The following is a 9,256-nucleotide window of genomic DNA, read 5'->3' as shown; positions in this document are numbered from 1 at the left end:
CCATCTGGCTGAGCGTACAGAAGGCGGCGGTCTCGGCGTCGTCGGCGGCGGTGGCCTCGCCGTCGACATACACGGCGCCGAACACTGTCAGGAGATAGTCGACCGGATGGTTCTCGTCGCTGCCATCGATGTGGATTTCCCGAAGCGGGCGATAGTCCTCGGCCCGCAAGCCGGTTTCCTCCAGCAGTTCGCGGGCCGCTGCGTCCTCCAGCGTCTCGCCGGCTTCGACCTTTCCGCCCGGGAAGGCGTAGAGGCCTTGCGAGGGCGACCTGGCTCGCTTGACCAGCAGCACCGTGTTCCCACGCACGACGGCGACCGAGACTGCGGGAATGATCCTGCGTGTTTCCATGAGTTCCCGCTTGATAGACATAGCCGTTGTGGACCGGCCGTCGGTGAACAGCTTTAGCGGTTGCGAAAGGCGGGTTCCATCGCCACTTTCACATGTCACCAATTCGAAAGTTGAATTCATGTGCGGACGCTTTGCCCTGACCGCCACACCGGACCAGACCGCTGCCTTCCTCGGCCTGGCGGAACTGGAGGACTTTCCGGCCCGCTACAACATCGCGCCGACGCAGCCGGTGCTGATGGCGCTCGCCGGTCCACCGCTTGCGCCGGGTTCGAACCTGCCTGACAGACAAGCGATGCTGGTGCGCTGGGGACTGATTCCGACCTGGGTGAAAGACACCAGAGCCTTTCCGCTGCTATTCAACGCGCGCTCGGAAGGAGCGGTGGAAAAGGCCTCGTTTCGTGCCGCCATGCGCCACCGCCGCGCTCTGGTGCCGGCATCCGGTTTCTACGAATGGCGGCAAACCGGTGGCAAGAGGGGGCAGCCCTATTGGATCAGGCCCAGGCATGGCGGGCTGGTCGCCTTCGCCGGGTTGATCGAGACCTATGCCGAACCGGGTGGTTGTGAAATGGACACCGGCGCCATCCTGACCGTCCATGCCAATGCCGACATCGCCCACATCCATGACCGGATGCCGGTGGTGATCCACCCGCAGGACTTCGCCCGCTGGCTGGACTGCCGCATGCTCGAGCCGCGTGACGTTGCCGACATGTTGCGGCCGGCACAGTCCGATTTCTTCGAGGCGATTCCGATTTCCGACCTTGTCAACAAGGTCGCCAACACCGGACCGGAGATTCAGAAGAGGGGCGTCGTCGGGCCGGAGCCCGTGAAGGTCAGGCGCCAGAAGCCCGGCGCGGACGACAGTCAAATGACCTTGTTCTAGCTGCTATTTTCGGCGCCTTTTGGCACCCTTGCCGGCGCATGGCGTCGGCTGGACGTCGCCTCAGGCAGCGCGGGGTGATGTGATCTTCTGTGCCGGCTTTTTCTTCTTCGCGGTGTGCAGAAGGGCGGCGACGATCGCGGCCGGTCCGATCGCCCGGTACTGGCTGGCCAGCATCGGTTGCTTGGCGCGGTTGGCTTCCTGCTTGGTTCGAGGCATTGTTTTCTCTTCCCTGGGTAAGTCTCGTGTCTGCGTTTGCTGGTCGAATCCGACCAAATCGTGACGTTTGGCGATCTAGCCGGCGAATGTTTCATGACTGTGCCGACATGTTTAATAAAATGTTTCAGTGCATCATCACCTGTGATCCAGCGACGCTTTTGCTTGCTGTTGCGACTTGACGGCAACACCGGGTGAGGCGATAAAGCCGCCATGAAAACGTCTTTCGCCATTTGTGGCATTTGCATTATTGGCTAGCCTCGCGCTGGTCCGGACGTTTTCGCCTCATCTTTCCCTAGAGTGGACAAACGCCCCGGCCAGCAGGCTGGAGCCTGGTTTGTGTCTCCGCGCAACACCGGCTTCATCCAGAAACCAACGACCGGGAAGGCACGAATGTCTGACGCATCGAAGGGCCTGCGCCTCTACAACACGCTGACGCGGACGAAGGAGGATTTTGTTCCGATCGATCCGCGCAATGTGCGCATGTATGTCTGCGGCCCGACGGTCTACGACTTTGCCCATATCGGCAATGCGAGGCCGGTGATCGTCTTCGATGTGCTGTTCCGTCTGTTGCGCCAACTCTATGGCGAAAAGCACGTCACGTATGTGCGCAACATCACGGATGTCGACGACAAGATCAACGACCGCGCCCTGCGCGATTTCGGCGCCGAGATCGCCTCGGGAAAGCTGTCGTTGAACGAGGCGATCCGAAGGGTAACCGAAAAGACCGCCGATCAGTTCCACAAGGACGTGGCGATGCTCGGCTGCCTCGAGCCGACGGTCGAGCCGCGCGCCACCGAATTCGTCGAACCCAGGCCCGACGGCAGGGCCGACATGATCTCCTTGATTCAACGCTTGATCGAACGCGGCCATGCCTATGTTGCGGCGGCCGAAGTTCTGTTCGACACCGCCTCGATGCCGGACTACGGGCAGTTGTCGAAGCGCAATCTCGATGAACAGCAGGCCGGCGCCCGCGTCGCCGTCGACGCGCACAAGAAGAGCCCAGGCGATTTCGTTTTGTGGAAACTGTCGTCACCGGAAGAGCCCGGCTGGAATTCGCCATGGGGCAGGGGCCGTCCGGGCTGGCACATCGAGTGCTCGGCGATGTCGGCCGCCTATCTCGGCGAGGTCTTCGACATCCATGGCGGCGGGCTCGATTTGATCTTCCCGCACCACGAGAACGAGATTGCCCAGTCGCGCTGCGCCCACGGCACCGAAACGATGGCCAAGGTGTGGATGCACAACGGCTTCCTGCAGGTCGAGGGGCAGAAGATGTCCAAGAGCCTGGGCAATTTCTATTCGATCAACGAACTCCTGGAGACCGACATCTTTGGCGGCCGCAAATGGCCGGGCGAGGTGCTCAGGCTGGCGATGCTGATGACGCACTACCGCGAGCCGATCGACTTTTCCGTGCGCAAACTGGAAGAGGCGGAAAACACCCTGCGCAAGTGGAAGCGCGCCGCGGATCTGGCGCCGGCGGCAGCACAGCAATTGCCGGCGGCCATGGTGGACGCCCTGTCGGACGATCTTGCCACCTATGCCGCCTTCCAGGTGCTGACGCAGCTTGCTGGTGAAGCGGCAGAGGGCAACGATGCCGCCGCTTCGCTGAAGGCCGCGCTTCTGTTCCTAGGCTTCGATGTCGGTGCGGCCAAGGTCGATGAAGGCGAGATCGACAAGGCCATCGCCAGGCGCCTGGAACTGATCGCCGCCAAGAACTGGGCCGAAGCCGACCGCATCCGCGACGAACTGCTGGCGCTGGGCGTGCAGTTGAAGGACGGCAAGGATCCGATCACCGGCGAACGCGTGACCACCTGGGAGGTAAAAAGATGATCGACCATCTCGGCATCACTGTTGCCGATTTCGACGCTTCGAAGGCGTTCTACGACAAGGCGATGGCGCCGCTCGGCGCCTCGCTGCTCTATATGGTGCCCATGGAGTATACGGGCGGAGCCAGGATCGGCGGCTACGGCCGCGACCGGCCGGTGTTCTGGATGAGCACCGGCAAGGACAAGCCCCGTGACCATCAGCACGTCGCCTTCACCGCGCGCAGCCGCGCCGAGGTCGACGCCTTCCACGCCGCGGCAATCGCCGCCGGCGGCAAGGATAATGGCGGGCCGGGCCTGCGCCCGCACTACCACCCGAATTATTACGGCGCCTTCGTCTTCGATCCAGACGGCAACAATGTCGAGGCGGTTTGCCATGCTCCGGAGTGACCTGCAATGAGCCTCGACAACCGGCCGGTCTATACCGGTGGCTGCCAGTGCGGCGCGGTGCGCTTCCGCGTCGAAGGCGCACTGGGTGACGCCTCCGTCTGCCATTGCCGCATGTGCCAGAAGGCGAGCGGCAATTTCTACCTGCCGCTGGTGTCCGTGCGTGGCGCCAAGCTCGACTGGACGCGTGGCGAGCCGAAACGCTTTCGCTCTTCCAGCGCCGCGCTACGCGGCTTCTGCGCGGAATGCGGCACGCCACTGACCTTCGAGGCGCCCGACGGCGTCGCGCTTGCTATCGCCGCCTTCGACGATCCGGCCGGCATAGTGCCGACCATCCAGTGGGGCACCGAAGCAAAACTCGCCTATGTCGATCACATCCACGAATTGCCGGGCGAAGACACCATGGCCGACATCTCGTCGGCTCCCTATCTCGCCGAACTCGTCTCCTACCAGCATCCCGACCACGACACCGAACAATGGCCGCCAGAGGAAAGATCATGACCGAGAAAGTTCGAACCGGCGGCTGCCAGTGCGGCGCCGTGCGCTTCCGCATCAAGGGCGCGCTCGGCCGCCCGTCCATCTGCCATTGCCGCATGTGCCAGAAACAGTTCGGTTCGTTCTTCGGCGCTTTGGTGACGGTGCCCAAGGACGGCGTCGAATGGACCCATGAGGAGCCGAGCTATTTCCAGTCGTCGGTCAATATCGATCGCGGCTTCTGTGCCCGCTGCGGCACGCCGTTGACCTACCGTCAGCCCGGCGGGCTCGAAATCGCCATCGGCGCTTTTGACGACCGCTCCGACCTCGCACCGCGGATCCAGGTTAATTACGCCGCCAGGCTGCCCTGGGTCGAGACCATCTTCGATGCGCCGGTCCATGACGATCCGGATTATTACGCGAGGCAGGAGCAGATCATCTCCTTCCAGCATCCCGATCACGAGACGACCAACTGGCCGCAGCAGGGCCTGAAACTATGAGCCCAGAAGCTGTAAACAACGAATTGCGTACCCTCTATCCCGAGATCGAGGCCTTTCAGTCCGGCATGCTCGATGTGGGCGATGGCCATCAGGTCTATTGGGAGCGCTGCGGCACCAAAGGCGCCAAGCCGGCGGTGTTCCTGCATGGCGGTCCGGGCGGCACCATCTCGCCAAAGCACCGGCGGCTGTTCGATCCGAGGCTTTACGACGTCGTCCTGTTCGACCAGCGCGGCTGCGGCAGGTCGACCCCCAACGCCTCGCTCGAGGCCAACACCACCTGGCACCTGGTCGCCGACATCGAGCGCCTGCGTCAGATGTGCGGCTTCGACAAATGGCTGGTCTTCGGTGGCTCGTGGGGCTCGACGCTGGCGCTCGCCTATGCCGAGACGCACCCCGAAAGGGTCAGCGAACTGGTTGTGCGCGGCATTTACACGCTGACGCGCGCCGAACTCGAATGGTACTATCAATTTGGCGTCTCGGAGATGTTTCCCGACAAGTGGGAGCGCTTCCTGGCGCCGATCCCCGAGGCCGAGCGCGGCGACATGATGGCCGCCTACCGCAAGCGGCTGGTCGGCACCGACCGCAAGGCGCAGATCGAGGCTGCCCGCGCCTGGAGCCTGTGGGAAGGCGAGACGATCACGCTGCTGCCGGACCCCGAAACCAGTGGTCCGTTCGGTGAGGACGACTACGCCGTCGCCTTCGCCCGCATCGAGAACCACTATTTCGTCCATGCCGGCTGGCTGGAGGAAGGGCAATTGCTGCGCGATGCGTACAAGCTTAGGGACATTCCCGGCACCATCGTCCACGGCCGCTACGACATGCCATGCCCGGCGCGCTACGCCTGGGCGCTGCACAAGGCGTGGCCAAAGGCGGATTTCCATCTGATAGAAGGCGCCGGCCATGCCTATGCCGAGCCCGGCATTCTCGACCGGCTGGTTCGGGCAACGGATCGGTTTGCGGGGAAATGACCATGGCTCGCGATCGCCTCTACCTCTTCGATACCACACTCCGCGATGGCCAGCAGACGCCGGGCATCGACTTTTCGGTGGAGGACAAGATCGCCATTGCCAGGCTGCTCGACGCGTTCGGCCTCGACTATGTCGAGGGCGGCTATCCCGGCGCCAACCCCACCGACACCGCCTTCTTCCAGAAGAAGCGCACGGCCAGCGCCAAATTCGTCGCCTTCGGCATGACCAAGCGGGCAGGGGTGTCGGCTTCCAATGACCCGGGACTGGCGGCACTCGTCCAGTCGCAGTCGGACGCCATCTGCTTCGTTGCCAAGAGCTGGGACTATCATGTCCGTGTCGCGCTCGGCTGCACCAACCAGGAGAACCTCGACTCCATCAAGGCCTCGGTCGAAGCGGCGGTTGCCGCCGGCAAGGAAGCGATGGTCGACTGCGAGCATTTCTTCGACGGCTTCAAGGCCAATGCAGCCTATGCGCTGGCTTGCGCAAAGACCGCCTACGAGGCCAGCGCGCGCTGGGTGGTGCTGTGCGACACCAATGGCGGCACGCAGCCCTCGGAAGTCCGCGCCATCGTCGAGAAGGTCATCGCTTCGGGTATTCCGGGCGACCATCTCGGCATCCATGCCCATGACGACACCGGCCAGGCGGTGGCGAATTCGCTTGCTGCCGTCGAGGCCGGCGTGCGCCAGATCCAGGGCACGCTGAACGGCATCGGCGAGCGCTGCGGCAACGCCAATTTGATCTCGATCGTGCCGACACTGGCGTTGAAGCCGGCTTTCGCCGACCGCTTCGAAACCGGCATTTCGGCCGAGGCGCTGACCGGCATATCGCGCCTGTCACGTGCATTCGACGAATTGCTGAACCGCGCCCCGGAAGCGCAGGCGCCCTATGTCGGGGCGTCGGCCTTCGCCACCAAGGCGGGCATCCATGCCTCCGCACTGGCCAAGGAGCCGGCGACCTATGAGCATGTACCTCCGGAAGCCGTCGGCAATCGGCGCCGCGTCATGGTCTCGGACCAGGGCGGTAAGGCCAATTTCCTCGCCGAGCTGAAGCGGCGCGGCATCGACGTGCCGAAGGACGACCACCGGCTTGATGCGCTGATATCAGTGGTCAAGGAACGTGAGGCCGATGGCTACGCCTATGAAGGCGCCGACGCGTCTTTCGAGCTTTTGGCGCGCAAGATGCTGCATGGCCTGCCGGAGTTCTTTAGCGTCACCTCGTTCCGCTGCATGGTCGAGCGCCGCTTCGACGCCAACGGCAATCTGAAGACGGTCTCCGAGGCGATCGTCAAGGTGCTGGTCGAGGGCGAGGAGAAGATGTCGGTGGCCGAAGGACACGGCCCGGTCAACGCGCTCGACATCGCGCTGCGCAAGGATCTCGGCAAATACCAGAACGAGATCGCCGACCTCGAACTCGCCGACTTCAAGGTGCGTATCCTGAATGGCGGCACCGAGGCGATCACCCGCGTGCTGATCGAGTCGCATGATTCGACCGGCGCCCGCTGGTGGACGGTCGGCGTCTCCGAAAACATCATAGACGCATCCTTCCAGGCCTTGATGGATTCGATCGTCTACAAGCTGATGAAGAACCGCGAGATGGCCGGGCTGGTGGCGGCGGAATAGTCTTGAACCCACCTTAAACGTTGCGGCCCAGCCGCGTGACGACGAAGAAAACGATGGCCGCCACCGCGAAGGAAAACAGGGTGACGATCCAGAAGCCGGAAGGCGTTTCCAGGAACGGCAGGCCGCCGACATTCATGCCGAACAGGCCGGAGATGATGGTCATCGGCAGCAGCACCGCCGTCATCACCGAGAGCACATAGAGCAAGCGGTTCGACTCTGTCGTCAGCTTGGCCATCAATTCGTCCTGCAACAGCCGGGCGCGCGCCTGCAATTGTTCGCCGTCGTGGTAGAGCGTATGCGCCCGGTGCGACAGCCGCGCGGCCATGTCGTTGATCGTGTCGGGCAGATCGTTGCGATGCGAATGGTCGAGATGGCGAAACAGATTGCTCAGCGTCGCCATCTGCCGGTGGATCACCACCAGATGCCGGCGCGCGTCGACAAGCGCCTGCCGCTCATTGTGCCATGCGTCGCAGACGATACGGTCCTCGATGCCGTCGAGCGTGTCGCCGAGGCGGGTGAGTTCCGCCACCATGCCGTCGAACGACTGGCCAACGACGGCCTCGATCAGGTCGGCCGGCGAGCGGAACTTGCGCGATCCGTTTTCGATCGCCTTGCGGATATTGTCGACCGACTGCAGCGGTTGCTTGCGGGCGCCCACCAGCATCGTCTCGTTGAGGGCGAAGCGGAAATGACCAAGTCCGCCCGCTTCCGCAGAATAGTCGTGGCGCAGGTCCGGCAGGTCGCCATAGAGCCAATCGTCCTCGAGGTCGATGTGGCAGCCATGGCTGGCGGACAGGAAGGCTTCGCGCACCGGCGGCGGCAAAGCCTGATCGGCGGCGATCTCGTGGCGAGCGCGCATGTCGGAGAGCTGGTAGCTGCGCCAGGTCCAGTGCGCTTGTGCGGCGTCCTTGGTGCGCGCGCCCTCGGCGGTGAAGTGATAGATGAAGAACAGCCCGTGCTCGTCGGGCAGATAAGGGGACAGGTCGGTGCCTTCCGCATTGAGGGCGATGTTCATCGTCGCTTCGCCAGTTTCTTGAACAAAGCACCGCGCGAGTGGCGGCTGGCTCTGAATCCTAGCATGGCCGCTGCCGGTTTTGTGTGACGGTTTTTTGACAGTCGAGGGCAGTAGGGCAGTAGTTAGATGGCGGTTCGAGCGCCCTCTGAACATATTGCCCTACTGCCCTACTCCCCTACATTTTGTCGATCACCGACTGCACGCCCTCGGTTGGCGCATCGACCGAGGATCCCGCCACCATGATGGCGGCGACAATGGCTTCAGGGTCGTCGACCACCAGCGGCTTGACCCGCTGGGCGGTGTGGATGAAGCCTTCGGCCGACATGTGGTCGAGCAGCGAAAGCATCGGATCCCAAAACCCCTTTATGTTGGCGAAGACGATCGGCTTACGGTGGTGGCCGAGCTGACCCCAGGTCATGATCTCGACGATCTCCTCGACCGTGCCGATGCCGCCCGGCAGCGCCACAAAGGCGTCGGATTTCTCGAACATCCTGTGCTTGCGCTCGTGCATGTTGTCGGTGATCACCAGTTCATCGAGCTTGTCGAGGGCGTTCTCGGTTGCTTCCCTGTTGATCAGGAAGCGGGGAATGATGCCGGTCACCTTGCCACCGGCCTTGAGCGCGCCATCGGCGACGGCGCCCATGATGCCTTTGGTGCCGCCGCCATAGATCAGACGCAGGCCGGACCGGGCAATCGAGCGGCCAAGCAGGTGCCCGGCCTTGGCGTAGGTTTCATCACGGCCGGGAGACGAGCCGCAATAGACGCAGACGGATCGAATCGTGTTCATGCCGATGATTGGTGATTGGGTCTGAAAGCGTGGTCAAGACCGAAGCGGGCTTTTTCTTGTCGGTCTCGGCAAAACAGGCTAGACCGGCATTAGGTGGCTAAGGGGCAGGCAACTATGGCAATTAACCCATTAAAGGCGTTCTTGTTCGCGGCAGGTGGCTCGGTGGCCGCGGCGGGAACCGCCTATGTGTCGGGCGCGCTCGACCCGTATCTCAATCGCACGCCGCCGGGGGAAGTGGCGG

11 protein-coding genes are annotated in these 9,256 nt (G+C 63.1%); 7 read left to right on the top strand and 4 right to left on the bottom strand.

Going from position 1 to position 9,256, the window contains the following annotated elements:
* On the bottom strand, nucleotides 1-349 hold a 349-nt coding region (locus tag CN311_RS28965), incomplete at its 3' end, for an NUDIX hydrolase (protein WP_165779886.1).
* Nucleotides 350-467: 118 nt separating this feature from the next.
* On the opposite strand from CN311_RS28965, the gene CN311_RS28960 reads away from it, so the two are divergent.
* On the top strand, nucleotides 468-1,229 hold the full coding sequence (locus CN311_RS28960) for an SOS response-associated peptidase (protein WP_097577037.1): 762 nt from the start codon (nucleotides 468-470) through the stop codon (nucleotides 1,227-1,229).
* Nucleotides 1,230-1,289: 60 nt separating this feature from the next.
* Here CN311_RS28960 and CN311_RS28955 read toward each other — a convergent pair whose 3' ends face one another.
* Nucleotides 1,290-1,445 carry a hypothetical protein gene (locus CN311_RS28955; RefSeq protein ID WP_097577038.1) on the bottom strand — a complete coding sequence of 52 codons (156 nt, stop codon included), beginning with the start codon at nucleotides 1,443-1,445 and terminating at the stop codon, nucleotides 1,290-1,292.
* A 390-nt stretch (nucleotides 1,446-1,835) separates the two neighbouring features.
* On the opposite strand from CN311_RS28955, the gene cysS reads away from it, so the two are divergent.
* From cysS to cimA, 6 genes are read left to right on the top strand one after another with little or no spacing between them, the layout of a single operon-like run.
* Nucleotides 1,836-3,272: a cysteine--tRNA ligase gene (gene cysS, locus CN311_RS28950; protein ID WP_097577036.1), complete on the top strand. Its 1,437-nt coding sequence runs from the start codon at nucleotides 1,836-1,838 to the stop codon at nucleotides 3,270-3,272.
* Nucleotides 3,269-3,655: a VOC family protein gene (locus CN311_RS28945; RefSeq protein ID WP_097577035.1), complete on the top strand. Its 387-nt coding sequence runs from the start codon at nucleotides 3,269-3,271 to the stop codon at nucleotides 3,653-3,655. The genes cysS and CN311_RS28945 overlap by 4 nt, the downstream gene beginning before the upstream one ends.
* A 6-nt stretch (nucleotides 3,656-3,661) precedes the next feature.
* On the top strand, nucleotides 3,662-4,153 hold the full coding sequence (locus CN311_RS28940) for a GFA family protein (RefSeq protein ID WP_097577034.1): 492 nt from the start codon (nucleotides 3,662-3,664) through the stop codon (nucleotides 4,151-4,153).
* A complete protein-coding gene (locus CN311_RS28935; RefSeq protein ID WP_097577033.1) occupies nucleotides 4,150-4,626 on the top strand; it encodes a GFA family protein in 477 nt (158 codons plus the stop codon). The genes CN311_RS28940 and CN311_RS28935 overlap by 4 nt, the downstream gene beginning before the upstream one ends.
* Nucleotides 4,623-5,594, top strand: a complete 972-nt coding sequence (gene pip / locus CN311_RS28930; RefSeq protein WP_097577032.1) for a prolyl aminopeptidase — start codon at nucleotides 4,623-4,625, stop codon at nucleotides 5,592-5,594. The genes CN311_RS28935 and pip overlap by 4 nt, the downstream gene beginning before the upstream one ends.
* Nucleotides 5,591-7,213 (top strand): citramalate synthase, encoded by a 1,623-nt coding sequence (cimA, locus tag CN311_RS28925; protein WP_208866598.1) that lies wholly within the window; start codon nucleotides 5,591-5,593, stop codon nucleotides 7,211-7,213. Before pip ends, cimA begins: the two co-directional genes overlap by 4 nt.
* A 13-nt stretch (nucleotides 7,214-7,226) precedes the next feature.
* Here the strand turns inward: cimA and CN311_RS28920 are convergent, their stop codons facing one another.
* Together CN311_RS28920 and CN311_RS28915 are read right to left on the bottom strand one after the other, a co-directional pair.
* Nucleotides 7,227-8,228 (bottom strand): transporter, encoded by a 1,002-nt coding sequence (locus tag CN311_RS28920; RefSeq protein ID WP_097577030.1) that lies wholly within the window; start codon nucleotides 8,226-8,228, stop codon nucleotides 7,227-7,229.
* Between the two features lie 175 nt (nucleotides 8,229-8,403).
* Nucleotides 8,404-9,015, bottom strand: a complete 612-nt coding sequence (locus tag CN311_RS28915; protein WP_097577029.1) for an LOG family protein — start codon at nucleotides 9,013-9,015, stop codon at nucleotides 8,404-8,406.
* Between the last annotated feature and the right edge of the window lie 241 nt (nucleotides 9,016-9,256).

It is taken from the genome of Mesorhizobium sanjuanii, from assembly GCF_002529485.1.
In the GTDB taxonomy this organism is placed as follows: domain Bacteria; phylum Pseudomonadota; class Alphaproteobacteria; order Rhizobiales; family Rhizobiaceae; genus Mesorhizobium; species Mesorhizobium sanjuanii.
The sequence above is the reverse complement of the archived record's forward strand: the minus strand, read 5'-3'. Positions and strand labels throughout refer to the sequence as shown.

Excerpts from the sequence above, each read along its gene's own strand:
- cysS (WP_097577036.1), top strand. The coding sequence starts at position 1,836 with ATGTCTGACGCATCGAAGGGCCTGCGCCTCTACAACACGCTGACGCGG.
- CN311_RS28920 (WP_097577030.1), bottom strand. The coding sequence starts at position 8,228 with ATGAACATCGCCCTCAATGCGGAAGGCACCGACCTGTCCCCTTATCTG.
- pip (WP_097577032.1), top strand. The coding sequence starts at position 4,623 with ATGAGCCCAGAAGCTGTAAACAACGAATTGCGTACCCTCTATCCCGAG.
- CN311_RS28945 (WP_097577035.1), top strand. The coding sequence starts at position 3,269 with ATGATCGACCATCTCGGCATCACTGTTGCCGATTTCGACGCTTCGAAG.
- CN311_RS28940 (WP_097577034.1), top strand. The coding sequence starts at position 3,662 with ATGAGCCTCGACAACCGGCCGGTCTATACCGGTGGCTGCCAGTGCGGC.
- CN311_RS28935 (WP_097577033.1), top strand. The coding sequence starts at position 4,150 with ATGACCGAGAAAGTTCGAACCGGCGGCTGCCAGTGCGGCGCCGTGCGC.
- CN311_RS28955 (WP_097577038.1), bottom strand. The coding sequence starts at position 1,445 with ATGCCTCGAACCAAGCAGGAAGCCAACCGCGCCAAGCAACCGATGCTG.
- cimA (WP_208866598.1), top strand. The coding sequence starts at position 5,591 with ATGACCATGGCTCGCGATCGCCTCTACCTCTTCGATACCACACTCCGC.
- CN311_RS28915 (WP_097577029.1), bottom strand. The coding sequence starts at position 9,015 with ATGAACACGATTCGATCCGTCTGCGTCTATTGCGGCTCGTCTCCCGGC.
- CN311_RS28960 (WP_097577037.1), top strand. The coding sequence starts at position 468 with ATGTGCGGACGCTTTGCCCTGACCGCCACACCGGACCAGACCGCTGCC.